The sequence below is a fragment of the Lysinibacillus sp. BS3 genome, assembly GCF_039614735.1.
GTDB lineage: Bacteria > Bacillota > Bacilli > Bacillales_A > Planococcaceae > Lysinibacillus > Lysinibacillus capsici.
Genome location: NZ_CP154860.1, coordinates 2,470,140 through 2,496,575, shown reverse-complemented (window position 1 = coordinate 2,496,575; position 26,436 = coordinate 2,470,140). Strand labels below are relative to the sequence as shown.

Genomic DNA, 26,436 nt, shown 5'->3' with positions numbered 1-26,436 from the left:
CTTATATCAAAATAAATTTAAGGGAGAGAAGTAGCTCATGTCAGCAATTAGTGAAAAGAATATTACCATTATGTCCAGCTTTGAAGGAAGCAAAAAAGTATATGTGGAAGGATCACGCCCAGATATTCTAGTACCTATGCGAGAAATTGCATTAAGTCCGACAACAGGCAGTTTTGGAAATGAAGAAAATGCTCCTATTCGAGTATATGATACGAGTGGGCCCTATACAGATCCAGCCTACCAAGTAGATATTACGAAAGGTTTACCTGCCTTACGAAATGCATGGATTCAAGAGCGAGGGGATGTAGAAGCATATGAGGGACGCTCCATTAAACCGGAGGATAATGGCTTTCGTCATGTTGATGACCCGCGTATTCAAGAAAATGTCTTCCCTGAGTTGGCGAGAAAGCCTTTGCGTGCTAAAAAAGGTAAAAATGTGACACAGCTTCACTATGCACGAAAGGGAATTATAACGCCTGAAATGGAGTTTGTAGCGATTCGTGAAAATATGGATCCTGAATTTGTACGTTCAGAAATTGCAGCTGGGCGTGCTATAATGCCTTCTAATATTAATCACCCTGAGGCAGAGCCAATGATTATTGGGCGTAATTTTCATGTAAAGATCAATGCGAATATCGGGAATTCTGCTGTATCTTCTTCCATTGCAGAAGAAGTTGAGAAAATGACCTGGGCAACTCGATGGGGCGCAGATAATATTATGGATTTATCGACTGGTAAACATATTCATACAACTAGAGAATGGATTATTCGAAATGCGGCAGTACCAGTGGGAACAGTGCCAATTTATCAGGCTTTAGAAAAGGTAAATGGTGTAGCAGAGGATTTAACGTGGGAGGTTTATCGTGATACTCTCATTGAACAAGCTGAGCAGGGTGTGGATTACTTCACCATTCATGCAGGTGTCCTTTTACGCTATGTACCACTAACAGCAAATCGTGTGACAGGTATTGTATCTCGAGGTGGCTCTATCATGGCACAGTGGTGTTTATATCATCATCAAGAGAATTTCCTGTATACACACTTTGAGGAAATCTGTGAAATTATGAAAGCCTATGATGTTGCTTTTTCCTTAGGTGATGGTTTACGCCCAGGCTCAATTGCAGATGCCAATGATGAGGCACAATTTGCAGAGCTTGAAACACTAGGCGAGCTAACACAGATTGCTTGGCAGCATGATGTTCAGGTAATGGTTGAGGGACCAGGTCATGTACCAATGCATTTGATTAAAGAAAACATGGACAAGCAATTAGAGGTTTGTAAGGAAGCTCCCTTCTATACATTAGGACCACTCACAACAGATATTGCTCCAGGTTATGACCACATTACATCAGCCATTGGGGCAGCCATGATTGGCTGGTTTGGTACAGCGATGCTTTGTTATGTGACACCGAAAGAGCATCTTGGTTTACCGAATCGCGAGGACGTTCGTGTGGGCGTTATCACTTATAAAATTGCTGCACATGCTGCTGATTTAGCAAAAGGTCATCCAGGTGCACAACAACGAGACGATGCACTGTCTAAAGCGCGCTTTGAGTTCCGTTGGCGTGATCAATTCAATCTGTCACTAGATCCCGAGCGTGCAGTGGAATATCATGATGAGACACTGCCAGCAGAGGGAGCAAAAACAGCACACTTTTGTTCTATGTGTGGGCCTAAATTCTGTAGCATGAGAATTTCACAGGATATTCGTAATTATGCGAAAGATAAGGATTTGAATACGACTGAAGCGATCCATCAAGGTATGAAAGAAAAGGCTGAGGAGTTTAAAAAAGCAGGCAGTCAAATTTACCAATAATGAAAGAAAAGGCTTATGTCAAAAAAATAGACATAGGCCTTTTCTTAATAAAAAAACTCCATGTGAATAGTGGATTCACATGGAGTGAAAGTTGGATTTGGATATCAATAATAAAGTGGAATATTAAACGTTTGTTGGTTGTTTTACATATGGATTTGTAAGGTCCATACCTTCTAAGGAAAGACCCATCGCTTTAGCGACACCTTCACCATATGCTGGGTCAGCTAGATAGCAGTGAAGGATGTGACGGCGTTTGATGAATTCTTCAACAGAAGCCATATCGTTCGCGGTATTTTCAAATAAGCGTTGCTGCTCTTCCGAAGTCAATAGACGGAATAGTTTACCTGGTTGTTCAAAGTAATTATTATCGTCTTCACGGAAATCATGAATACCTGCATGACCATCAATACGTAATTCAGGCTCTTTATGGTCTAAATTATGCTCCCACTCACCATAGCTATTTGGTTCATAGCTTAATGTCGAACCAAGATTGCCATCAAAGCGCATTGCTCCATCTCGGTGGAAAGTACGGAATGGACATTTTGGTGCGTTGACAGGAAGCATATAGTGGTTTACACCAAGACGATAGCGTTGGGCATCCGCATATGCAAAGATACGACCTTGTAACATTTTATCTGGTGAGAAGCTGATGCCAGGAACAATGTTAGATGGTGCGAATGCAGCTTGTTCAACTTCTGCAAAGTAGTTGTCTGGATTTTTGTTTAACTCGAATTCACCTACAGGAATTAATGGGAAGTCTTTTTTATACCATACCTTTGTTAAATCAAATGGGTTGTATGGTAGCTCACGAGCTTGTTCCTCTGTCATTACCTGAATGTACATTTTCCATTTAGGGAAATCGCCTTTTTCAATTGCTTCATATAAATCACGTTGTGAAGATTCGCGGTCTTGACCAATAATCTCATTAGCCTCGGCACCAGTTAAGTTCTTAATGCCTTGCTCTGTACGGAAGTGGAATTTAACCCAAACACGTTCATTATTAGCATTGATAAAGCTATACGTATGAGAACCAAATCCGTGCATATTACGGTAACCAGCTGGAATACCACGGTCAGACATAACAATTGTCACTTGGTGAAGTGCTTCAGGTAATGAAGTCCAGAAATCCCAGTTAGAGTTGGCATTTTTCATATTTGTACGTGGGTCCCGTTTTACCACATGGTTTAAATCTGTAAAGTGTAACGGGTCACGGAAGAAGAATACAGGTGTATTGTTCCCTACTAAATCCCAGTTTCCATCTTCTGTATAGAATTTAAGGGCGAAGCCACGAATATCTCGCTCTGCATCTGCTGCACCACGCTCACCCGCTACTGTAGAGAAACGTGCGAACATTTCAGTTTTCTTGCCGATCTCTGAGAAGATTTTCGCTTTAGTATATTGTGAAATATCATGCGTTACAGTAAAAGTACCAAATGCACCTGAGCCCTTTGCGTGCATACGACGTTCTGGAATTACTTCACGGTTGAAATTTGCTAGTTTTTCAACTAACCATACATCCTGAAGTAAAAGAGGGCCACGTGGACCTGCTGACATAGAGTCATGGTTACTTACTACTGGAGCACCACCTGCTGTTGTAAAGCGACGGCTACGATCATTTGCGTTTGTCATATTAGTTTACCTCCTGAAAAAAATGTGAGTCAAACTCTTCGTCTATAACTATAACAAATATAAAATAGAATTGCTAGTACATTATAATAATTATCGTTAAAGAATTTTTATATTTAAGTATAAACTATAAATATATGCGCTAGACATAGGGTTTATACATAGTTTTTAACTTAAATTTATTTTATTTAATCTCAATTTTATAGATAATTGTCATATTAAGATCAAGATAATGACATCATGATAAAATCTTTATTGAAAATAAAATCAACTAATTGAAAATTAATCTTTTAATTTTTTCTATATCGGTTAGGCGTAATACCAATTTGTTGCTTAAATAATTTTATGAAATAATTTGGATCATCAAAACCGTTTAAATGAGCGATTTCGCTAATAGCAAAATCTGTTTCTCGCAGCATTTTTGTGGCATGATGAATTCTTACTTGCTGTAAATAGCGCTTAAATGGCAAGCCTTGTTTTCTTGAGAAAATTGTACTTAAATAATTGGGGCTTATTCCAAGCTTATGAGCGACAAAGGGAAGAGACAGTGCGCTATCTTTAAATTGTTGATCAATTATTTCTATAGCTAGTTCAACATAATCAGCTCGTTTCTCTATTCGAGCTTCCCTTGCTAACTCAATTAATGTCTGCGTGAAAGAAATAATCCCATTGAGTATCGTATAAAATATAGGATGCTCAATGATTAAATGAAATAGCTGACGGTAGTGTTGTTCGATAACCGCTTTTTCATGTAATTTATATTTCAGCATAAAGCGTCTAATTTGTGCTAAGACACTCGTCAAATGAATGCGTAAATCGTCTTGCTCATAATATATGCCTTCATTAGAAAGCCGATATAAAAATGTTTTAACGGCCTCTAGGTTTCCATCTTCCAAACTACTTATTAGTAATTGTTGCTCTTCTGGTGTCAGTAAGGGATCAAAGGGCTGAGTTTCATATTGTTTGCTCGCATAAAAAATATGGCCAAAGCCCTCATAAAAACTTTGATGTAGTGCACGCTTTGTTAATGTATACATAGTTTTAATGGTTGTAGGTGTTCCATCATATATGCCGATATTTAAAGAACTATTACTAATCAAACGCCATTCCTTCATAAGTGTACGTACATCTTTTTCCACAATCCTTATATCATTTGTTTGAAAAAGACATACGATTCTATTAGATAGAGGGTAGGTTTTCATATGAAAGTGAATCGGTGTTTGTTGAAGCCAATTGTAAAGCTTATTGAAGGTTTCAGTATGCTCGGGTTCAATCATTGTGAAATGTAATGTTGTCTCAATTGAACTTGATTTATTATCTAAAAATAATTGATTATAAAAGGAATCGTTTGTAGTCTCTTGAGCATCTTCTGTAATCTGTGGTGTGCGAAGAGAAATGGTTGTGAGTTTTTTCTTTAATAGCTCTAAATCAATAGGCTTCACAAAAAGATGAGCCACTTGTAAATCAATTGCCTTCAAAGCATTTTTAAATAATGGCTCAGTTGTCATTGCTAAAATGGCACCAGAAAGCTTTTGCATATCGCGATAAAGAGCTGCTAAGCGATTATTAGGAAATATATCGATATTTAACAGTATGGCATCAGGTTCAAATTGTCTAATGCTATGAGACACCTCTGAAATACTTGTACACATTTCAATAAAAACATCTCCAGGGAAATATGTATGTAAAAACCACTTTATTCCTGCTAGGTCGGTTGGATCGCGATCAATTAATAACAGCTTCATACCATCAGCCCTTCTTAAAATATTCTAGTTTCATATAAAAGTACGGTTATATTAATAAAAATAACATAGTAATCTGAAAAAAGTCTTGTTTTCTCTATTAAAATTCTCTATATTCTGAAAAAGGTAGTTAGTACAATGTAAATAGAGTAATTGATCATCAGCAGAAGCCAACTTTTGTTATGAAAACGCTTAAAAAGTTTGAGACTGATGTTTTCATATTACGAAAATATGAATGAAGATAATTTATTTACATAGCCATATAGGGAATAGGGGGATGTCATGTGAAGTCAATCATCGAGCTTGATGGCAATACATTATCAAGACAACAAATAGAGGAAATCGTGAAGGGGCAAGCAACAGTTGCGCTTGCTACAGAGAGTTTGGAACGTATTCGTTTAAGTAGAGAGCGTATCGAAAAGCGTTTAGCTGAAGGCCAAACAATTTATGGTGTGAATACAGGGTTTGGTAAACTCAGCAATATAAAAATTGAAGAAGAAGACATTGAGCTATTGCAGCTAAATTTATTACGATCAGATGCAACCGGTGTTGGTGAACCATTCCCAACAGATGTTGTACGTGCAATGATGGTGTTACGTGCCAATGCTTTGGCCAGAGGATTTTCTGGCATTCGTGAGGAAACTGTCCAACTATTGTTGAATCTTATTAATAAAGGTGTTCATCCAATTGTTCCGTCACAAGGTTCAGTAGGAGCAAGTGGTGATTTAGCGCCTTTATCACATTTGGCATTAGTGTTAGTGGGAGAAGGAAAGGCTGAGTTTAACGGAGAAATCATGAGTGGTAGTGACGCGCTAAAGCAAGCAGGATTAACCCCTGTTAGACTTCAAGCTAAAGAGGGGCTAGCATTAGTTAACGGTACACAAGCTATGACGGGTATAGGTGTATTAACGGTCAATGAAGCTGAACGAATCGGTCTTGCAGCGGATATGGCTGCTAGCTTAACACTGGAAGCTTTAAAGGGCATTACCTCGGCATTTGATCCAGCACTTTTAGCGGTAAGACCACATCCAGAGTTAGAACTAGTAGGCGGGCGTATTCGTAAGTGGCTCGATGGCAGTAAACGTGTGACAAAGCAGGGTGAAATTCGCATGCAGGATGCTTATTCACTACGTTGTATACCGCAAGTACATGGTGCTTCTTGGCAGTCATTTTTCTACGCACAGGACCGTGTTCAAACAGAAATGAATGCAACAACTGATAATCCAATCGTTTTAGAAAGCGGGGAGGTTTTATCGGGTGGGCATTTCCATGGACAGCCAATAGCTTTGGCAATGGACTTTTTGAAAATAGGTGTATGTGAGTGGGCCAATATTTCAGAACGACGTACAGAACGTATGGTAAACCCTCAACTTAATGAAGGGCTACCACCGTTTCTAGCAACAAACCCTGGGATTGAATGTGGGCTTATGATTGCTCAATATACAGCAGCCTCTATTGTCTCAGAAAATAAAGTTTTAGCACATCCTTCGAGTGTGGATTCTATTCCTACATCAGGTAACCAAGAGGATCATGTAAGTATGGGAACAACTTCGGCACGTCAAGTACGTCAGATTGTTCACAACGCTGCTCGCGTTATAGCTATCGAATTGATTTGTGCATCTCAGGCTATTCATTTAGACAAGGCAGAAGAGCAATTATCTCCTACTACAAGTAAATTCTTAAAGAAAGTGCGTGAATTTTGTCCACCATTACTAGCCGATCAACCAATTGGCGATGAAATTGAAGCATTGGCGAAATATTTACTATCAAGTAATGATTTAGTAAATGAGTATGTGTAAATTGGTTTAAGTTTTGATATGAAAGAGCAAAGGCGTCGCTCGGTTTATACACCGAGTAGCCTCTGCTTTGAAAATATTTATATGTATTTAAGTCTGAATATTCAGTTATTAATAGCTTTAGACAGCAAAATTCACATTTTTTTAATAGGAAAAGGAGCGTGTTTTTAATGGTATTTAAGACAGATATTCGTGCACCACGTGGAAATGAACTAACATGTAAGGGATGGACACAGGAAGCAGCAATGCGTATGTTAATGAACAATCTTGACCCAGAGGTAGCAGAGAATCCAGATGAACTGATTGTTTATGGGGGTATTGGTAAGGCTGCTCGTAACTGGGAAAGCTATGAACAAATCATTGCATCTTTGAAAGAATTAGAGAATGATGAGACTCTATTAATCCAATCTGGAAAGCCAGTAGCTGTATTCCGTACACATGAGCATTCCCCTCGAGTGTTGATTGCCAATTCAAACCTTGTACCAGCATGGGCAAATTGGGATCACTTTTATGAATTAGAAGAAAGAGATTTAATGATGTATGGTCAAATGACTGCTGGGAGTTGGATTTATATTGGTGCTCAAGGAATTTTACAAGGAACTTATCTGTCCTTTGTAGAAGCAGGCAAAAAGGTATTTGGCACTGCTGATTTACGTGGTAAATTCATCCTTACAGGTGGTATGGGCGGTATGAGTGGTGCACAGCCATTAGCAGGGAAAATGGCTGGTGCTGTAATCTTAGTTGTTGAAGTTGAACGTGCTCGCATTGAACGTAAAATCAAAGAAGGTTACTGTGATTATATTGTAGAAACTGTAGATGAAGCAATTGCATTAGTTAATAAATTACGTGACCAAAATGAGCCAGCATCCATTGGCCTTGTTGGTAACTGTGCTGATGTTAATCGTGAGTTGTTGAATCGTGGAATTATTCCAGATTTTGTGACAGACCAAACATCTGCGCATGATCCGATTAATGGTTATGTACCTAATGGCATGACCTTTGAAGAAGCGCTAAAACTTCGCAAAGAGGATGTAAAAACATATGAGCGTAAAGCAAAAGAAACAATGGCAGAGCATGTTCGTACAATGCTAGAGTTCCAAGAGGCAGGCGCAGAAGTATTTGATTATGGGAATAACATTCGTGCCTATGCCAAAGAAATGGGTGTGACAAATGCCTTTGATTTCCCAGGCTTTGTACCAGCGTATATTCGTCCGTTATTCTGTGAAGGAAAGGGCCCATTCCGTTGGGCGGCGCTTTCAGGAAACCCTGAGGATATATATAAAACAGATGCACTGGCAAAAGAGATGTTTGCTGAAGATGAGGGTCTAGTCAATTGGATTGATATGGCACAAAAAATGGTGAAATGGCAAGGGCTACCTGCACGCATTTGCTGGTTGGGTTATGGTGATCGTCATCGTTTTGCATTAAAGGTCAATGAAATGGTTGCAAATGGTGAATTATCAGCACCAATTGTCTTTGGTCGCGATCACTTAGATTCAGGTTCTGTAGCATCACCAAATCGTGAAACAGAAGGAATGCTAGATGGTTCGGATGCGGTATCGGATTGGCCAATTTTAAATGCTCTTGTTAATACTGCGAGTGGTGCAAGCTGGGTAAGCGTACACCATGGTGGTGGTGTAGGAATGGGTTATTCACAGCATGCAGGTCAAGTCTTAGTAGCAGATGGATCAGAGCTTGCCGCTGAAAAAATTGCACGTGTATTAGTTTCAGACCCTGGAATGGGCGTTGCTCGTCATGCTGATGCAGGCTACGATATTGCTATCAATACAGCAAAAAACAAAGGTGTCCATATACCAATGTTAAAGGGTGATGTGAAGTGACCATTCTAATAAAAAATGCAAATGAAGTAATTACCTTGAAAAGTAATGTACAAGGACCACGTACAAAAGAACAAATGCAGGAAATTGCAGTAATAGAATATGGCAGTGTTCTAATTGAAGAAGAGCGTATTGTAGCAGTAGGAGCGTATGAGCAACTAGAAGCTGACTTCCCAGAATTAATAAAGAAGGCAGAAACGATTGATGCTACTGGTAAGATTGTTATGCCTGGCTTAGTGGATTGTCATACACATTTGGTGCATGGTGGAACACGCGAGCAAGAGTTTAATATGAGATTAAATGGTTCTACCTATATGGAAATCATGAATGCAGGCGGTGGCATTCATGCTACAACAAAGCGTACACGAGAAACAAGCTTTGATGAATTATATGAAAAAACGATGCAGCATTTAGATGTATTTTTAAAGCATGGTGTAACAACAGTTGAAGCAAAATCAGGGTATGGCTTGGACTGGGAAACGGAAAAGAAACAGCTAGAGGTCGCAAAAGAATTACAAGCTGCACATCATATTGATGTCATTAGCACGTTTATGGGAGCCCATGCAGTTCCTCGTGATTATAAGGGGCGTGAGGATGAATTTGTGGATGTGGTGGTCAATGAGATGCTGCCAAAAGTAGCAGAACTAGAGTTGGCTGAATTTAATGATGTATTTTGTGAAAAAGGCGTCTTTACACCCGAACAATCCCGACGCATTTTAGAGGCTGGAAAAGCACTAGGCTTAACGCCAAAAATACATGCGGATGAAATCGAACCTTATCAAGGCGCCGAGCTGGCTGCGGAAGTAGAGGCCATTTCTGCGGAGCATTTGTTAGTTGCTTCTGATAAGGGAATTCGAAAAATGGCTGAAGCGGGTACAATTGCTGTATTGCTGCCAGGTACTGCATTCTTTTTACGTGCACCTTTTGCAAGAGGGCGTCTAATGATTGACGAGGGAGTACCTGTGGCGATATCCACAGACTTTAACCCTGGGTCATCCCCAACAATGAGCCTACCCTTCATTATGAATTTAGCTTGCATGCATATGGGTATGACATTGGAGGAAGTATTAACGGCAACAACAATTAATGCAGCATATGCCCTAAATCGAGGCGAGCAAATTGGTTCCCTTGAAGCACATAAAAAAGCTGACGTACTTATCCTTGATGTTGCTAATTACAAGCAACTGCAATATTTCTACGGCATGAATCATACACATACAGTAATCAAAAATGGGCAAGTTGTTGTACAAAACGGAATTCTGCTGAAAGATCAATAATAATAATGGGCATAAATAAGGCGGAGTAGCTTTATTTATGCTTTTTTTATAAATTAGTTGCAAATGCTTTGATGAAAGATTATAATTCTAATAAATAGTAATTAACGAATTACAAATTACATGAACCTTGTAATTATAGAAGGGGTTATACAATGACAAAATTTCGTACCGAAGAAGAAGTGCTTGCTCATTATGATTCTTCAAAATATCAAACACCCGATGGATATACCGCAGATATTGCTATTTTTACAATTACCTCAGAGAAAACAGAGGAAAAAGCACCGCCAAACATGACGCTAAAGATTATGTTAATTAAGCGTGCTACTAGGGATGCTGAAGGAAATCCCAATATTGAAGGAGGAAAATGGGCACTTCCTGGGGGCTTTGTAGATGCAAATCAAAAAGAAACTGCCTTTATCGCAGCAAAGAGAGAATTAAAAGAAGAAACAAATGTAGAAGGTTTACATGTTCAACATTTTGGTGTTTATGATGAGATCGATCGAGATCCACGTGGTTGGATGATTTCAAATGCATTTTATGCCATTGTTCCTGAGACATATATTGAGCAACGTCAAGCGAATGATGATGCAGACGATGTAGAACTGTTTGATATAGAAAGTGTATTTACGCTTCCATTAGCTTTCGATCACCGAAAAATCATTTCCGATGCGTTGCATTTTATTAAAAGGGATATGATTCAGACAACTGTTGCTAAAAACTTTTTACCACAAGAGTTTACATTATCAGAATTGCAACGAGTACTTCTAACAGTTGGAGAAGATCCACGAATCTCTAACGATTCCGTATTCTTTACAAAAGCACCTAAATTACCATTTATCGAAAAAGCATTGGATGAAGAAGGAAAACCGAAGAAAACAAAAAGAAATTCGTTCCGGCCTTCCCAGCTCTATACATTTAATGATTTCGAAATGGTAGAGTCTATCTATCATTAGGAAAGATCCGTCTTTCCTGTTTATTTTAAAGAAAGTAATTTGTAATTTAAGTATTACTAATTAAAGAGTGGAGTGATGAAATGATGAAAAAGCGTGCATTAATTAATATTGATTATACAGTGGATTTCGTTGCGACGGATGGGGCTCTTACTTGCGGAGAGCCTGGGCAATTGCTCGAACGTGCAAATGTTGATTTAACAAAGGAGTTTATTAAGAGGGGGGATTTTACAGTATTTGCGATAGATGTTCATGAAAAGGGAGATATTTATCATCCAGAAACAAAGCTATTCCCACCTCATAATATTCGTCATACAGAAGGTAGAGAGTTATATGGTGCATTAAACTCATTATATGAAGAAAATAAAGACCAAGATTTCGTCTATTACATTGATAAAACGCGTTATTCTGCTTTTGCAGGAACAGATTTAGAATTGAAATTGCGTGAAAGAGGAATTGCTGAGCTGCATTTAATCGGCGTTTGTACAGATATTTGTGTTCTTCATACAGCAGTAGATGCTTATAATAAAGGGTTCGATATCGTCATTCATAAAAATGCTGTCGCCTCCTTTAATGAAGCTGGACATGAGTGGGCGTTAAATCATTTCGAGCATACTCTAGGTGCCACTATTATTTGACATGAATGGAGGGGAAAATATGAAATATGTAGATGATAGTTTCATGTTACACACGGATCTATACCAAATTAATATGGTTCAAACTTATTGGCAAGATGGTGTTCATCAACGTAAAGCTGTTTTCGAACTATATTTTAGAAAGCTTCCATTTGGCAATGGCTATGGAGTTTTCGCTGGATTGAAAAAAGTGATTGAGTTTATTAATAACTTTGGTTTCTCTCAAAGCGATATTCAATATTTACGAGAAGAGGGGAAGTATCCCGAGGAATTTCTTGAATACCTAAAAGAACTTAAATTTACAGGGACAATTAAGGGGATGAGAGAGGGAGAACTGGTCTTTGCAAACGAGCCTATCCTGCGAATTGAAGCACCATTAGCAGAGGCTCAATTAATTGAAACGCCGTTGTTAAATATCGTTAATTACCAAACACTGATTGCGACAAAAGCTTCACGTATCAAACAAGTGACGGGTGAGGATGTTGTAATGGAATTTGGAACCCGCCGCGCACATGAATTTGATGCTGCTATTTGGGGAACTCGTGCTGCTTATATAGGTGGATTCTCTGCAACAAGCAATGTAAGAGCAGGAAAATTATTTGGTATTCCTGTGTCAGGAACACATGCCCATGCGATGATTCAAACCTATCGAGATGAATATACTGCGTTTAAAAAATACGCAGCAGCCCATAAAGACTGTGTTTTCATAGTAGATACTTATGACACACTACGTTCTGGTGTTCCTAATGCTATCCGCGTAGCGAAGGAGCTAGGGAATCAAATTAATTTTATTGGTATCCGTTTAGACAGTGGAGATTTAGCCTATCTCTCAAAACAGGCAAGGAAAATGCTAGATGATGCAGGATTTACTGCAACTAAAATTATGGCTTCGAATGATTTGGATGAATATACAATTATGCATTTAAAGTCACAAGGGGCGCAAATTGATGCTTGGGGTATCGGAACTAAGCTGATTACAGCCTATGATCAAGCAGCTCTTGGAGGAGTATACAAATTAGTTTCGATAGAAAACGAAAGTGGAGAACTAGTTGATACCATTAAAATTTCAGCAAATCCTGAGAAAGTGACTACACCTGGACGTAAACGTGTTTACCGTATTATTAATGCGGAGAATGGTCATGCTGAAGGAGATTATATTGCGTTAGATAATGAAAACATACAGCAAGAAGAAAGATTGAAAATGTTCCACCCTATTCATACGTATATTAGTAAATTTGTTACAAATTTTACGGCGAAAGAGTTACATGAAAGTATTATAGAAAATGGAAATATTGTTTATGAGGAGCCAACTATTCAAGAAATACAAAAATATGTACAGGAAAACTTACATTTATTGTGGTGTGAGTATAAACGAACAATGAATCCTGAAGAATATCCTGTCGATTTAAGTCAAGTATGTTGGGACAATAAAATGGCAAGCATACAGGCAATAAAAGAAAAGGTTTCACAACGTATTTAAAAGTAACTGCTAGGAGGTAGAGACGATGGCGAGAATAGGTATTTATGGTTCATCATTTGATCCTATTACCAATGTCCATCTTTGGACAGCAAGCACTGTAGCACATCGGTGTAAGTTAGATAAGGTTATTTTTTTGCCTTGTTCAAATAAACGCAAAGATAAAACCATCAAAACAGCTGATACACATCGTTGGAATATGCTTCAGTTAGCTATTGCTAAGGACGATCGTTTTATCGCAGATTCCTATGAAATGGATCAAGAAGGCTGGAATATCTACACATATGACACTATGAAATACTTTAGAGAGAAGAACCCAGAGGATGAGGTGCATTTTATTATGGGTGCTGATTTACTAGTGGATATTGGTGCGGGTTTATGGAAAAAGGGCGACGCATTAGTAGCGGAGAATAAATTTATTGTAATGGCACGACACGGCATTGATATGCTCTCAACCATTAGTCGTTCTCCGATTTTAAGAAATAATGATGATGGAAGATTTCATCTTATAGATAAAGGGCTAGCGATGGAAATTAGCTCTACCTATATTCGAGAAGAATTCGCAATGGGAGGAGAACCGAGATACCTCTTGCCTACTGCTTGTTACAACTATATTAAAGAACATCATCTTTACCAAAAATAAAATAGTGAAGCTATCATTATAAGTGTGGATGACTACCACACTTATTTTAATTTTGAAAAGATGGTGAATTTTATCATATAGAGCTCAGGGTAAGCTATAATAAAAATAGTAATGAAGTACAATTTTTTGCTGTCAATTTTTAATAATGATTAATGTTAGAAAGGAATTCATGAATGTGCAGCTTACATTAACATTTCTTATTTTAGGAGCAACAATTTTCGCATTTGTGACCAATAAAATACGAGCAGATCTTGTAGCAATTGTGTCACTATTAGCATTTGTCATTATGGATATTTTGACGCCCTCGGAGGCATTAGCTGGTTTTTCAAACTCTGTAGTTTTAATGATTGCAGGGTTATTTGTCGTGGGTGCAGGGATTTTACGTACGGGCCTGGCAGGCATGGCGGGGCAACTCTTACTAAAATGGTCAGGCAATAGTGAGCTGAAGTTATTTGTGCTACTGCTTATTATTGTAGGATCGGTTGGTGCATTTATGAGTAATACGGGTACTGTCGCCTTAATGATGCCAATCGTTGTAAGTATAGCAATAAGTATGAAAGTCAGCCCTTCTAAATTTCTACTACCACTCTCCTATGTAGCAAGTCTTTCTGGTCTGATGACACTGATTGCGTCCCCAACCAATTTAATTGTCAGTCAGTTATTGGTTGATCGAGGCTATAACAAACTTGGCTTTTTTGAAGTAACTCCTATTGGTATCGTGGGGATGATTGCTGGCATTTCCTATTTAGTACTTGTAAGAAATATTTTATTACCAAAGGATCAAAACCGTACACAGACTAATGAAGGCTATAAACTTTCACCGAAAAAAATTATTAAACAATATGATTTAAATAATCGTCTATTTAAAATCTCCGTCCCTGAGGAGTCACCTATTATTGAAACATCGTTAGCGGAATTAAAACTACCAGCTAAGTATATGCTTTGTATGATGAAAATTCATAGGAAATCACAGGAGGGCATTAATTTACTACCGATGACTTATCAAGAAATGGCAGGACCAACTAGTGTCATTCATGCCAAGGATGAGTTATATGTTCAAGGAGAAATAGAGGATATTCGGCGTTTTGTTGAGGATTATCATCTTGAGATGCAAGGATTAGTTGAAGGAGAAGCCGATGAATTGGTATCGAAGCATCTGGGTATTGCAGAGGTATTGCTTACCCCGAATTCGAGCTTTATCAATGAAACGGTTAGTTCCCTTGGGTTCCGGGAAAAATACAATCTAAATATCATTGGTATTAATCGTAAGGGTGGTTACAAGCTTCAGGATATGGTGTCTCACAAATTAAAATTTGGGGACGCAATATTAGTACAGGGAGCATGGGATGAAATTCTTTTGTTAGCAAGAGAAACGCAAGATGTCGTGGTTGTAGGACAGCCGAAAGAACACGCAAGTGTGGCAGCAGCTACAGGCAAAGCTGGAATTGCGGGGATTATTATGTTATTCATGATTATTTTGATGGCATTTGAAGTTTTTCCTGCTGTCATTTCTGTGATGATTGGTGCTGTACTTATGATTTTAACAGGCTGCTTGAGAAACATGGAAGATGCCTATAGCAATATGAATTTTGAAAGTATTGTATTAGTAGCTGCCATGTTACCAATGGCGACAGCGTTAGAAAAAACAGGAGGCATGACCATTTTATCTGATGGTATTATTAATGCTTTAGGTGGTTTCGGACCATACGGTGTACTCATAGGAGTTTATATTTTGACAGCTATTTTCGGTCAATTTATTAGTAATACGGCAACTGCTGTATTGTTTGCACCCATTGCCATGAGTGCAGCCATTGCAATGGAGGTTAGTCCCACAACATTTATGATTGCAGTCGCAGTTGCAGCAAGTATGGCATTTGCTACGCCAATTGCTTCCCCTACGAATGCACTGGTAATGACAGCGGGGGGCTATAAATTTATGGATTTCGTAAGAATAGGGGTTCCGTTACAGCTTGTTATGTTTATTGTGATGATGATAGCCATCCCGTTCTTTTTCCCATTTTAAAAACTCGGTTTCTTTACCGAGTTTTTTGTTTTTTTAAAGATCTATTATTTTTTTGTAGGAAATTATGATAAAATTATTTTCTAGTTCATGGTCTAATATTGAACTAGCTTGTGAATAGATTTTATAGTTATTAATATAGGAAGTTTTACTTTGATAATAAAAAAAATAAAGTTTTTTATTAAAAAGTGTTGACCTTTTAAAAATAAGGGTGTAGTATTATACAAGTCGCCAGGGTGACACGCTAAAATAAAGCAAAACATGAACCTTGAAAACTGAACAAGCAAAACGTAATCAATAAAGTTTTAAGTAGCTAGTTTTGCTAGTGAACAAAACAAAAATTTTGGACATCAAACATGATGCCAGCAAAACAATTTGAGCTAATCAAATTTCTTTTATGGAGAGTTTGATCCTGGCTCAGGACGAACGCTGGCGGCGTGCCTAATACATGCAAGTCGAGCGAACAGAAAAGGAGCTTGCTCCTTTGACGTTAGCGGCGGACGGGTGAGTAACACGTGGGCAACCTACCCTATAGTTTGGGATAACTCCGGGAAACCGGGGCTAATACCGAATAATCTCTTTTGCTTCATGGTGAAAGACTGAAAGACGGTTTCGGCTGTCGCTATAGGATGGGCCCGCGGCGCATTAGCTAGTTGGTGAGGTAACGGCTCACCAAGGCGACGATGCGTAGCCGACCTGAGAGGGTGATCGGCCACACTGGGACTGAGACACGGCCCAGACTCCTACGGGAGGCAGCAGTAGGGAATCTTCCACAATGGGCGAAAGCCTGATGGAGCAACGCCGCGTGAGTGAAGAAGGTTTTCGGATCGTAAAACTCTGTTGTAAGGGAAGAACAAGTACAGTAGTAACTGGCTGTACCTTGACGGTACCTTATTAGAAAGCCACGGCTAACTACGTGCCAGCAGCCGCGGTAATACGTAGGTGGCAAGCGTTGTCCGGAATTATTGGGCGTAAAGCGCGCGCAGGCGGTCCTTTAAGTCTGATGTGAAAGCCCACGGCTCAACCGTGGAGGGTCATTGGAAACTGGGGGACTTGAGTGCAGAAGAGGAAAGTGGAATTCCAAGTGTAGCGGTGAAATGCGTAGAGATTTGGAGGAACACCAGTGGCGAAGGCGACTTTCTGGTCTGTAACTGACGCTGAGGCGCGAAAGCGTGGGGAGCAAACAGGATTAGATACCCTGGTAGTCCACGCCGTAAACGATGAGTGCTAAGTGTTAGGGGGTTTCCGCCCCTTAGTGCTGCAGCTAACGCATTAAGCACTCCGCCTGGGGAGTACGGTCGCAAGACTGAAACTCAAAGGAATTGACGGGGGCCCGCACAAGCGGTGGAGCATGTGGTTTAATTCGAAGCAACGCGAAGAACCTTACCAGGTCTTGACATCCCGTTGACCACTGTAGAGATATAGTTTCCCCTTCGGGGGCAACGGTGACAGGTGGTGCATGGTTGTCGTCAGCTCGTGTCGTGAGATGTTGGGTTAAGTCCCGCAACGAGCGCAACCCTTGATCTTAGTTGCCATCATTTAGTTGGGCACTCTAAGGTGACTGCCGGTGACAAACCGGAGGAAGGTGGGGATGACGTCAAATCATCATGCCCCTTATGACCTGGGCTACACACGTGCTACAATGGACGATACAAACGGTTGCCAACTCGCGAGAGGGAGCTAATCCGATAAAGTCGTTCTCAGTTCGGATTGTAGGCTGCAACTCGCCTACATGAAGCCGGAATCGCTAGTAATCGCGGATCAGCATGCCGCGGTGAATACGTTCCCGGGCCTTGTACACACCGCCCGTCACACCACGAGAGTTTGTAACACCCGAAGTCGGTGAGGTAACCTTTTGGAGCCAGCCGCCGAAGGTGGGATAGATGATTGGGGTGAAGTCGTAACAAGGTAGCCGTATCGGAAGGTGCGGCTGGATCACCTCCTTTCTAAGGATTATTTCGGAATACAAACCTTGGGTTTGTAAGATTACGTTTTGCGTTCAGTTTTGAAGGTTCATTCTATCTGAATGAAACACTTCAAAACTTGTTCTTTGAAAACTGGATAAAACGACATTGAAATTGTAACAAACACATTTATTTTTTAAGTTTTTTATAGGCTTAATAACTTGGTTAAGTTATTAAGGGCGCACGGCGAATGCCTTGGCACTAGGAGCCGAAGAAGGACGGCACTAACACCGATATGCTTCGGGGAGCTGTAAGTGAGCTTTGATCCGGAGATTTCCGAATGGGGGAACCCACTACGTTTAATCGCGTAGTATCTTGACGTGAATACATAGCGTCTTGAAGGCAGACCCAGGGAACTGAAACATCTAAGTACCTGGAGGAAGAGAAAGAAAAATCGATTCCCTGAGTAGCGGCGAGCGAAACGGGAAGAGCCCAAACCAAGAGGCTTGCCTCTTGGGGTTGTAGGACACTCTATACGGAGTTACAAAAGAGCGAGTTAGATGAAGCGACTTGGAAAGGTCCGCCAGAGCAGGTAAAAGCCCTGTAGTCGAAAGTTTGTTCTCTCCTGAGTGGATCCTGAGTACGGCGGAACACGTGAAATTCCGTCGGAATCCGGGAGGACCATCTCCCAAGGCTAAATACTACCTAGTGACCGATAGTGAACCAGTACCGTGAGGGAAAGGTGAAAAGCACCCCGGAAGGGGAGTGAAAGAGATCCTGAAACCGTGTGCCTACAAGTAGTTAGAGCCCGTTAATGGGTGATAGCGTGCCTTTTGTAGAATGAACCGGCGAGTTACGATTACGTGCAAGGTTAAGCTTTAGAAGGCGGAGCCGCAGCGAAAGCGAGTCTGAATAGGGCGAAATAGTACGTGGTCGTAGACCCGAAACCAGGTGATCTACCCATGTCCAGGGTGAAGGTGAGGTAACACTTACTGGAGGCCCGAACCCACGCACGTTGAAAAGTGCGGGGATGAGGTGTGGGTAGCGGAGAAATTCCAATCGAACTTGGAGATAGCTGGTTCTCTCCGAAATAGCTTTAGGGCTAGCCTCGTGATGAGAATACTGGAGGTAGAGCACTGTTTGGACTAGGGGGCCATCCCGGTTTACCGAATTCAGACAAACTCCGAATGCCAGATATTTATACACGGGAGTCAGACTGCGAGTGATAAGATCCGTAGTCAAAAGGGAAACAGCCCAGACCACCAGCTAAGGTCCCAAAGTAATCGTTAAGTGGAAAAGGATGTGGCGTTGCACAGACAACCAGGATGTTGGCTTAGAAGCAGCCATCATTTAAAGAGTGCGTAATAGCTCACTGGTCGAGTGACGCTGCGCCGAAAATGTATCGGGGCTAAACGATTCACCGAAGCTGTGGATTGACATCTACGATGTCAGTGGTAGGAGAGCGTTCTAAGTGCGTTGAAGTCAGATCGGAAGGACTGGTGGAGCGCTTAGAAGTGAGAATGCCGGTATGAGTAGCGAAAGACGGGTGAGAATCCCGTCCACCGTATGACTAAGGTTTCCTGAGGAAGGCTCGTCCGCTCAGGGTTAGTCGGGACCTAAGCCGAGGCCGATAGGCGTAGGCGATGGACAACAGGTTGATATTCCTGTACCACCTCCTCACCGTTTGAGAAATGGGGGGACGCAGTAGGATAGGGTAAGCGCGCCGTTGGTTGTGCGCGTCCAAGCAGTAAGGCGTGTGTGTAGGCAAATCCGCACACTGTAACGTTGAGCTGTGATGGCGAGTCCGTATGGACGAAGTTCCTGATTTCACACTGCCAAGAAAAGCCTCTATCGAGGTGAGAGGTGCCCGTACCGCAAACCGACACAGGTAGTCGAGGAGAGAATCCTAAGGTGTGCGAGAGAACTCTCGTTAAGGAACTCGGCAAAATGACCCCGTAACTTCGGGAGAAGGGGTGCTCTTGAGCGTGCAAGCGCATGAGAGCCGCAGTGAATAGGCCCAGGCGACTGTTTAGCAAAAACACAGGTCTCTGCAAAACCGTAAGGTGACGTATAGGGGCTGACGCCTGCCCGGTGCTGGAAGGTTAAGAGGAGTGGTTAGCGCAAGCGAAGCTGCGAATTGAAGCCCCAGTAAACGGCGGCCGTAACTATAACGGTCCTAAGGTAGCGAAATTCCTTGTCGGGTAAGTTCCGACCCGCACGAAAGGCGTAACGATCTGGGCACTGTCTCAACGAGAGACTCGGTGAAATTATAGTACCTGTGAAGATGCAGGTTACCCGCGACAGGACGGAAAGACCCCGTGGAGCTTTACTGTAGCCTGATATTGAATTTTGGTACAACTTGTACAGGATAGGTAGGAGCCAGAGATCTCGGAGCGCCAGCTTCGAAGGAGGCGTCGGTGGGATACTACCCTGGTTGTATTGAAATTCTAACCCATGCCCCTTAGCGGGGCAGGAGACAGTGTCAGGCGGACAGTTTGACTGGGGCGGTCGCCTCCTAAAAGGTAACGGAGGCGCCCAAAGGTTCCCTCAGAATGGTTGGAAATCATTCGTAGAGTGTAAAGGCACAAGGGAGCTTGACTGCGAGACCTACAAGTCGAGCAGGGTCGAAAGACGGGCTTAGTGATCCGGTGGTTCCGCATGGAAGGGCCATCGCTCAACGGATAAAAGCTACCCCGGGGATAACAGGCTTATCTCCCCCAAGAGTCCACATCGACGGGGAGGTTTGGCACCTCGATGTCGGCTCATCGCATCCTGGGGCTGTAGTCGGTCCCAAGGGTTGGGCTGTTCGCCCATTAAAGCGGTACGCGAGCTGGGTTCAGAACGTCGTGAGACAGTTCGGTCCCTATCCGTCGTGGGCGTAGGAAATTTGAGAGGAGCTGTCCTTAGTACGAGAGGACCGGGATGGACACACCGCTGGTGTACCAGTTGTCTTGCCAAAGGCATCGCTGGGTAGCTATGTGTGGACGGGATAAGTGCTGAAAGCATCTAAGCATGAAGCCCCCCTCAAGATGAGATTTCCCATTACGCAAGTAAGTAAGATCCCTCAAAGACGATGAGGTAGATAGGTTCGAGGTGGAAGTGTGGTGACACATGGAGCTGACGAATACTAATCGATCGAGGACTTAACCAAAAAAGTTTGAAACTTTCAATGTATCGTTTATCTAGTTTTGAAAGAATAAGTCTTTCAGCTGAATAAGTGAAGTGATGATGGCAAAGAGGTCACACCCGTTCCCATATCGAACACGGAAGTTAAGCTCTTTAGCGCCGATGGTAGTTGGGGGCTTCCCCCTGTGAGAGTAGGACGTCGCTTCGCTTATTTTTTGTGGAGGATTAGCTCAGCTGGGAGAGCACCTGCCTTACAAGCAGGGGGTCGGCGGTTCGAGCCCGTCATCCTCCACCATTTTGGTCCCGTGGTGTAGCGGTTAACATGCCTGCCTGTCACGCAGGAGATCGCCGGTTCGATCCCGGTCGGGACCGCCATTATTATTGCCGGTGTAGCTCAGTTGGTAGAGCAACTGACTTGTAATCAGTAGGTCGTGGGTTCGACTCCTATCGCCGGCACCATTCCCTTGGAGGGGTAGCGAAGTGGCTAAACGCGGCGGACTGTAAATCCGCTCCTTAGGGTTCGGCGGTTCGAATCCGTCCCCCTCCACCATTTTAGGGGCATAGTTCAACGGTAGAATAGAGGTCTCCAAAACCTTTGGTGTGGGTTCGATTCCTACTGCCCCTGCCAGGTATTGAGGTACTCGTTCATAATACAGCTAATATAATCTATATAGTGGCGATTGTGGCGAAGTGGTTAACGCATCGGATTGTGGTTCCGACATTCGTGGGTTCGATTCCCATCAGTCGCCCCATTTTAAAATTGGGGTATAGCCAAGCGGTAAGGCAACGGATTTTGATTCCGTCATGCCTAGGTTCGAATCCTAGTACCCCAGCCATTTTTAATTTCACGAGCCATTAGCTCAGTTGGTAGAGCATCTGACTTTTAATCAGAGGGTCGAAGGTTCGAGTCCTTCATGGCTCATCATTTTTTAATTAACATGCGCCCGTAGCTCAATTGGATAGAGCGTCTGACTACGGATCAGAAGGTTATGGGTTCGACTCCTGTCGGGCGCGCCAATAAAATCATGTTTACGGAATGTAGCTCAGCTTGGTAGAGCACTTGGTTTGGGACCAAGGGGTCGTAGGTTCGAATCCTGTCATTCCGACCATCTTTCATGATAAATGGGGCCTTAGCTCAGCTGGGAGAGCGCCTGCCTTGCACGCAGGAGGTCAGCGGTTCGATCCCGCTAGGCTCCACCATTGTAATATTTTTGGAGGTATACCCAAGTCTGGCTGAAGGGATCGGTCTTGAAAACCGACAGGCGGGTAACACCGCGCGGGGGTTCGAATCCCTCTACCTCCTCCATTTTTCGGGTCAGTAGCTCAGTTGGTAGAGCATTAGATTGAAGCTCTAAGTGTCGGCGGTTCGATTCCGTCCTGACCCACCATTATTGCGGGTGTAGTTTAATGGTAAAACCTCAGCCTTCCAAGCTGATGTCGTGAGTTCGATTCTCATCACCCGCTCCAAAATGGGCCTATAGCTCAGCTGGTTAGAGCGCACGCCTGATAAGCGTGAGGTCGATGGTTCGAGTCCATTTAGGCCCATATTATTCCGAAGTAGCTCAGTTGGTAGTAGCACCTGACTGTTAATCAGGTTGTCGCAGGTTCGAGTCCTGCCTTCGGAGCCACGGCCCGTTGGTCAAGTGGTTAAGACACCGCCCTTTCACGGCGGTAACACGGGTTCGAATCCCGTACGGGTCATCAAGCATGTAGCACAGATGTGTGTTACATGCTTTTTTCTATTCTCCTGTTCTTTAAACGATAAAAGATAATGCAATAGCAAAAAAAGACCTATTGGCAAGGTGAGGGACTGAATTTAATTCCCCTAGCATCTTTCTATGGGCATCCTATAAGCCGTTTCACCTACCACGTACACTTCCATGGTCAATACTTTTGTGAAGGCTGCTTGACGACTTCTCTAGTATAGCGATACAGGCGAAATCCTGGCCAGAGAATTTGTGAAACTGGTTCTGCTCTATGCGAAAGCGAAGCAATAGCAGCAAGTAAGTAGCCCAGAACGAATAGCTTTTTCACCATTTACAAATATTCTATTGATTTCTTTGTTCTACAACCCCCTGAAAAAGGCTACATGACTACTGTAGCCTTTTTATAATAATTAAAATCTTTCTCCCTTACATTCTCTTACGAAAGAGAGTCTATAGAGTAAATATGAACAAACTATTTCATATATAAAATATGTATGTTTTTTCAATTACTATTTTCATGGTGCTTGTTGTTTTGTTCCTCTAATATGAGGATAAGTGGAGGAATCGATATGAATATACAGGAGATACAGCAATTTTTAAGTCTATATCAGACAGAACAAAATGAATCAGAACTTTGGTTAAAGAATAGATTACAGGCAGTTAAGGATGCAGGTGAATATCACCCAACAACAGAGGAGCTAGTTTTTGGCGCACGTGTGGCATGGCGAAATAGCAATAAGTGTATTGGACGTCTATTTTGGCAGTCACTGCATGTGGTAGATGCACGTGATGTTTTAGATGAAAAGGCTATTTTTCAAAAATTACTAGAACATATTGATTATGCGACAAATCATGGGAAAATTCGTCCAACTATAACAGTGTTTGCTTCAGATAGAGTACGGATTTGGAATCATCAACTAATTCGTTATGCAGGCTATGAAACAGATGCAGGCATTATTGGAGATTCACAGTCCATTAAATTTACAAAAGTGTGTGAGTCGTTAGGATGGAGAGGTAAAGGAACTGATTTTGATGTATTACCACTCGTTATACAGGTGGATAATCGTGCTCCTCAAATGTTTGTAATTCCTGAAGAAAATATAGTAGAGGTCTCAATCCGTCATCCAGAGTCAATCGATGTGGAGAAATTAGGAATGAAGTGGTATGCCGTACCTATTATTTCGAGTATGCGTTTTCAAATGGCTGGAATTGATTTTCAAGCAGCTCCATTTAACGGCTGGTATATGGGAACAGAGATTGGTGCACGAAATTTAGCAGATCATGATCGTTATAATATGTTACCTGCAATTGCAGAGATTTTTAATCTTGATACAACCAAACATGCGTCTCTTTGGCGTGATCGTGCTTTAGTAGAACTTAATATTGCTGTTCTTCACTCATTTAAAGAAGATGGTGTGAGCATTGTTGATCATCATACAGCAGCTCAGCAGTTTAAATTGTTTGAGGAGGCAGAAAAATCAACAGGAAGAGAAGTTACAGGCAACTGGACATGGTTAATCCCACCACTTTCCCCTGCCACAACTCATATATTCCATAAACCCTATGTAAATATTTATCATACACCAAATTATTTTTATCAAAAACCATGCTATTAGTGTAAAAGAATTGTTTACTTTCGATACTTTTGATGAGAGAGGGCTTACTATGTTAGATCAGCAAATTCCCAATATCCCATGGAGACAATTGACGACACCTTATGGTAGAGGTACAGCCATTCCTAAGCTGATAGAACAGGAGCAATACACACAGCTAGCTGAATTAATTGAACATCAAGGAACACTGTGGCAGGTGACACCATGGGTTTTGCTTGTCTTGCTAAAAAAGCTTACTCGTAAAAAATTAGAGGTTGTCTCCTTACCAGAGGTACAGTTATATTTAGCTGTGGCACATGCTATTACCAAGGATTATCTCGACCCAGTCAATACTGTTAAAAATATGCAGGAGCTATTAGACGTCAACTATTTGTGGATAGAAAATGAGGATAATGATGAGCAGGAGTGGGAGAAAGAAACGCCAAAGGGCTATGAGGAGCAAGCTTTTGTAGGCTATTACTATTATAGTTATATGCTTTTACAAGAGGCTGTTCCTATTTTTTCTACTATAACAGCTCGTAATAATGAAGCATCAGAATGCCTTGCTGAATTGCTAACATTACTCCGCAATCCGACAATTATGTAATGTTTAAACACTATAGAAATAGAGCAGATGGAGGAATCTAATCCACCTGCTTTATTTAATTTTAATGCACATATTCATCCTTAGAGGCTCTCATTGAGCAAAAGAAGAGTAACATTGCTACAACGACAAAGAGCCATCCCGCAATATTCCAGCCGCCAAATAAATCATGCAAGTAGCCAAAAAGAATAGGACCAATTGCGGCAAATAAATAACCCAAAGATTGCGCAAAGCCTGATAAATCTGCTGCTTCAAATGCAGTACGAGTACGGAGAGTGAAGAACATCATTGCTAGGGCGAATGAAGAACCACCTGCTAACCCTAGAAGAACCATCCACAGTACCCCAAGACTTGTCCATTCCATGACAACTCCAACAAATCCTACTAAATAGAAGGATGTAAACATCAATACAAGTGGGCGTTGAGAAGTCATTTTACCGGCAATAATAGGCACTGCTAAGGCCATTGGTACTTGTGAGAATTGCATGATTGAAAACATCCAGCCAGCTTTATCAGGGGCTAAACCTTGAGCAATATAGATCTCAGGTATCCAAGCTGCTGTTGTGTAGAATAATAAAGATTGTAAACCCATTGCCCCTGTGACAGCCCAAGTAACAGGTGATTTCCATAAAGGTGTACTGGTCTTCTTAGATGTAGTAACTGGTTCCGGTTTATTTGATTTTAGTTGAGGTATCCAAATTAAGATTGTAATTAGAACGAGTATGAGTGCAATGGAAAGTGCACCTTGCCAGCCTAACGATGAATTAGCTATCGGATAGCTAATACCAGCACCAAGGCCTGCAGTAAAATTCATGGACATGGTGAAAAAGGCCATTAATAAACCCACATGATAGGGAAATTTTAATTTCAATAATCCTGGAATTAGTACATTTCCAAAAGAAATGGCTACGCCAATTAACACAGTACCCAATAGAAGTAATTCTGTAGTACCAAGTGAACGAAGGACAATTCCTAAGGCCAAGAGAAAAGTTGATAAAAATAATGTTAGCTCAAGCCCTAGTTTGCGTGCTACAACTGGTGCAAATGGAGATATAACAGCAAAAGCCAGCAATGGTATCGTTGTTAGAAAGCCTGCCAATACATTAGATATTCCAAGATCTTCACGGATAAAGGATATAATTGGGCCAACAACAGTTAGTGGCATTCGTAATGTAGAGGCTATAAAGATAACTCCAAAGACTAAAAGTAAGGTTGTTCCTTTCCAGCTAATTTTTTTACTTGGAAAACTAGTGGAATGATCATTTGTAGTCAAAATAAAATCCCCCCTAATAATAACCATTCTAATTGAACTACTATAACACTTTATCACACTATTAAAAATAGTAGAAGATTCATAAAATACAGAACATTTATGGTTGTATTGAAATGTCTATGGTCTTATGTTAGTATAATAAACATCATAAATTTAATAATTATATGCCTCATGTTTGTATTGAGGTAGAGGTCGCGATATTTATAAGTATGCTAATTGAAATGACAAGCATTGATGAAATTAGTTGAAAGGAAATATTGCCGAAGTGTGAGGGGACTTGAAAACCTCATGCTGGGGCTGTCTCCGAAAGGAACAGAACTGTCACGTTTGCACAACGTGTTGAGCTATCATGTAGGAAAAACTGAGGATTAATGTAGCCATCACAGTGTATATGTGATGGCATTTTTTTGC

At 41.3% G+C, this 26,436-nt stretch carries 14 protein-coding genes, 17 tRNA genes, 3 rRNA genes and 1 riboswitch; of the genes, 31 read left to right on the top strand and 3 right to left on the bottom strand.

Going from position 1 to position 26,436, the window contains the following annotated elements; genetic code table 11:
• Positions 1-37 precede the first annotated feature (37 nt).
• Complete coding sequence (gene thiC, locus AAJG31_RS12310; protein WP_048390718.1) at positions 38-1,816, top strand: phosphomethylpyrimidine synthase ThiC; 1,779 nt, start codon at positions 38-40, stop codon at positions 1,814-1,816.
• A gap of 123 nt (positions 1,817-1,939) precedes the next feature.
• Here the strand turns inward: thiC and AAJG31_RS12305 are convergent, their stop codons facing one another.
• Both AAJG31_RS12305 and AAJG31_RS12300 read right to left on the bottom strand, forming a co-directional pair.
• Entirely contained in the window at positions 1,940-3,445 is a 1,506-nt protein-coding gene (locus AAJG31_RS12305) for a catalase (RefSeq protein WP_048390717.1), read from the bottom strand.
• 287 nt (positions 3,446-3,732) lie between these two features.
• Entirely contained in the window at positions 3,733-5,187 is a 1,455-nt protein-coding gene (locus AAJG31_RS12300; RefSeq protein WP_279493676.1) for a helix-turn-helix transcriptional regulator, read from the bottom strand.
• Between the two features lie 281 nt (positions 5,188-5,468).
• Between AAJG31_RS12300 and hutH the strand changes: the two genes are divergently transcribed.
• The 30 genes from hutH to AAJG31_RS12150 all read left to right on the top strand — a co-directional run bounded on the left by hutH (position 5,469) and on the right by AAJG31_RS12150 (position 24,755).
• On the top strand, positions 5,469-6,983 hold the full coding sequence (gene hutH / locus AAJG31_RS12295; RefSeq protein ID WP_048390715.1) for a histidine ammonia-lyase: 1,515 nt from the start codon (positions 5,469-5,471) through the stop codon (positions 6,981-6,983).
• Positions 6,984-7,150: 167 nt separating this feature from the next.
• Entirely contained in the window at positions 7,151-8,821 is a 1,671-nt protein-coding gene (gene hutU / locus AAJG31_RS12290; protein ID WP_004233805.1) for a urocanate hydratase, read from the top strand.
• Positions 8,818-10,095, top strand: coding sequence for an imidazolonepropionase (gene hutI / locus AAJG31_RS12285; RefSeq protein ID WP_054548937.1), 1,278 nt, complete (start codon positions 8,818-8,820; stop codon positions 10,093-10,095). Before hutU ends, hutI begins: the two co-directional genes overlap by 4 nt.
• 152 nt (positions 10,096-10,247) lie before the next feature.
• The gene (locus tag AAJG31_RS12280) at positions 10,248-11,048 is read left to right on the top strand and encodes an NUDIX domain-containing protein (protein ID WP_048390712.1); all 801 of its coding nucleotides are present in this window, start codon (positions 10,248-10,250) and stop codon (positions 11,046-11,048) included.
• An 80-nt stretch (positions 11,049-11,128) separates the two neighbouring features.
• Complete coding sequence (locus AAJG31_RS12275) at positions 11,129-11,683, top strand: isochorismatase family cysteine hydrolase (RefSeq protein ID WP_054548938.1); 555 nt, start codon at positions 11,129-11,131, stop codon at positions 11,681-11,683.
• Positions 11,684-11,702: 19 nt separating this feature from the next.
• Positions 11,703-13,160, top strand: coding sequence for a nicotinate phosphoribosyltransferase (locus AAJG31_RS12270; RefSeq protein WP_279493681.1), 1,458 nt, complete (start codon positions 11,703-11,705; stop codon positions 13,158-13,160).
• Between the two features lie 25 nt (positions 13,161-13,185).
• Positions 13,186-13,800, top strand: a complete 615-nt coding sequence (nadD, locus tag AAJG31_RS12265) for a nicotinate-nucleotide adenylyltransferase (protein WP_048390705.1) — start codon at positions 13,186-13,188, stop codon at positions 13,798-13,800.
• Between the two features lie 169 nt (positions 13,801-13,969).
• On the top strand, positions 13,970-15,823 hold the full coding sequence (locus tag AAJG31_RS12260) for an SLC13 family permease (protein WP_115673041.1): 1,854 nt from the start codon (positions 13,970-13,972) through the stop codon (positions 15,821-15,823).
• A gap of 391 nt (positions 15,824-16,214) precedes the next feature.
• Positions 16,215-17,766 (top strand): 16S ribosomal RNA (locus AAJG31_RS12255).
• Between the two features lie 181 nt (positions 17,767-17,947).
• Positions 17,948-20,875: ribosomal RNA gene (locus tag AAJG31_RS12250) — 23S ribosomal RNA — on the top strand.
• 67 nt (positions 20,876-20,942) lie between these two features.
• Positions 20,943-21,058 (top strand): 5S ribosomal RNA (gene rrf / locus AAJG31_RS12245).
• The 16S, 23S and 5S rRNA genes sit together here with 17 tRNA genes alongside, the layout of an rRNA operon.
• A gap of 11 nt (positions 21,059-21,069) precedes the next feature.
• A tRNA-Val gene (locus AAJG31_RS12240) sits at positions 21,070-21,145 on the top strand.
• 4 nt (positions 21,146-21,149) lie between these two features.
• A tRNA-Asp gene (locus AAJG31_RS12235) sits at positions 21,150-21,225 on the top strand.
• An 8-nt stretch (positions 21,226-21,233) separates the two neighbouring features.
• Positions 21,234-21,309 (top strand) — tRNA-Thr (locus tag AAJG31_RS12230).
• Between the two features lie 7 nt (positions 21,310-21,316).
• Positions 21,317-21,400: transfer RNA gene (locus AAJG31_RS12225), tRNA-Tyr, on the top strand.
• A gap of 4 nt (positions 21,401-21,404) precedes the next feature.
• A tRNA-Trp gene (locus AAJG31_RS12220) sits at positions 21,405-21,478 on the top strand.
• 48 nt (positions 21,479-21,526) lie between these two features.
• Positions 21,527-21,602 (top strand) — tRNA-His (locus AAJG31_RS12215).
• A gap of 9 nt (positions 21,603-21,611) precedes the next feature.
• A tRNA-Gln gene (locus tag AAJG31_RS12210) sits at positions 21,612-21,686 on the top strand.
• Positions 21,687-21,699: 13 nt separating this feature from the next.
• A tRNA-Lys gene (locus AAJG31_RS12205) sits at positions 21,700-21,772 on the top strand.
• An 18-nt stretch (positions 21,773-21,790) separates the two neighbouring features.
• A tRNA-Arg gene (locus AAJG31_RS12200) sits at positions 21,791-21,867 on the top strand.
• A gap of 15 nt (positions 21,868-21,882) precedes the next feature.
• Positions 21,883-21,959, top strand: a tRNA-Pro gene (locus AAJG31_RS12195).
• Positions 21,960-21,974: 15 nt separating this feature from the next.
• Positions 21,975-22,050: transfer RNA gene (locus AAJG31_RS12190), tRNA-Ala, on the top strand.
• A 13-nt stretch (positions 22,051-22,063) separates the two neighbouring features.
• Positions 22,064-22,156: transfer RNA gene (locus AAJG31_RS12185), tRNA-Ser, on the top strand.
• Between the two features lie 6 nt (positions 22,157-22,162).
• Positions 22,163-22,238: transfer RNA gene (locus AAJG31_RS12180), tRNA-Phe, on the top strand.
• A gap of 5 nt (positions 22,239-22,243) precedes the next feature.
• Positions 22,244-22,317, top strand: a tRNA-Gly gene (locus AAJG31_RS12175).
• Positions 22,318-22,321: 4 nt separating this feature from the next.
• Positions 22,322-22,395: transfer RNA gene (locus AAJG31_RS12170), tRNA-Ile, on the top strand.
• Between the two features lie 6 nt (positions 22,396-22,401).
• Positions 22,402-22,478, top strand: a tRNA-Asn gene (locus AAJG31_RS12165).
• 1 nt (position 22,479) lies between these two features.
• A tRNA-Glu gene (locus AAJG31_RS12160) sits at positions 22,480-22,551 on the top strand.
• 574 nt (positions 22,552-23,125) lie between these two features.
• A complete protein-coding gene (locus AAJG31_RS12155; RefSeq protein WP_279493683.1) occupies positions 23,126-24,172 on the top strand; it encodes a nitric oxide synthase oxygenase in 1,047 nt (348 codons plus the stop codon).
• 49 nt (positions 24,173-24,221) lie between these two features.
• Positions 24,222-24,755: a hypothetical protein gene (locus AAJG31_RS12150; protein WP_279493685.1), complete on the top strand. Its 534-nt coding sequence runs from the start codon at positions 24,222-24,224 to the stop codon at positions 24,753-24,755.
• A gap of 61 nt (positions 24,756-24,816) precedes the next feature.
• Here AAJG31_RS12150 and AAJG31_RS12145 read toward each other — a convergent pair whose 3' ends face one another.
• Complete coding sequence (locus AAJG31_RS12145; RefSeq protein ID WP_048391934.1) at positions 24,817-26,025, bottom strand: MFS transporter; 1,209 nt, start codon at positions 26,023-26,025, stop codon at positions 24,817-24,819.
• 178 nt (positions 26,026-26,203) lie between these two features.
• Positions 26,204-26,380, top strand: a riboswitch (Lysine riboswitch).
• The last annotated feature ends 56 nt before the right edge of the window (positions 26,381-26,436 follow it).

Excerpts from the sequence above, each read along its gene's own strand:
- thiC (WP_048390718.1), top strand. The coding sequence starts at position 38 with ATGTCAGCAATTAGTGAAAAGAATATTACCATTATGTCCAGCTTTGAA.
- AAJG31_RS12305 (WP_048390717.1), bottom strand. The coding sequence starts at position 3,445 with ATGACAAACGCAAATGATCGTAGCCGTCGCTTTACAACAGCAGGTGGT.
- AAJG31_RS12300 (WP_279493676.1), bottom strand. The coding sequence starts at position 5,187 with ATGAAGCTGTTATTAATTGATCGCGATCCAACCGACCTAGCAGGAATA.
- hutU (WP_004233805.1), top strand. The coding sequence starts at position 7,151 with ATGGTATTTAAGACAGATATTCGTGCACCACGTGGAAATGAACTAACA.
- AAJG31_RS12280 (WP_048390712.1), top strand. The coding sequence starts at position 10,248 with ATGACAAAATTTCGTACCGAAGAAGAAGTGCTTGCTCATTATGATTCT.
- AAJG31_RS12275 (WP_054548938.1), top strand. The coding sequence starts at position 11,129 with ATGATGAAAAAGCGTGCATTAATTAATATTGATTATACAGTGGATTTC.
- AAJG31_RS12270 (WP_279493681.1), top strand. The coding sequence starts at position 11,703 with ATGAAATATGTAGATGATAGTTTCATGTTACACACGGATCTATACCAA.
- nadD (WP_048390705.1), top strand. The coding sequence starts at position 13,186 with ATGGCGAGAATAGGTATTTATGGTTCATCATTTGATCCTATTACCAAT.
- AAJG31_RS12260 (WP_115673041.1), top strand. The coding sequence starts at position 13,970 with ATGAATGTGCAGCTTACATTAACATTTCTTATTTTAGGAGCAACAATT.
- AAJG31_RS12155 (WP_279493683.1), top strand. The coding sequence starts at position 23,126 with ATGAATATACAGGAGATACAGCAATTTTTAAGTCTATATCAGACAGAA.
- AAJG31_RS12150 (WP_279493685.1), top strand. The coding sequence starts at position 24,222 with ATGTTAGATCAGCAAATTCCCAATATCCCATGGAGACAATTGACGACA.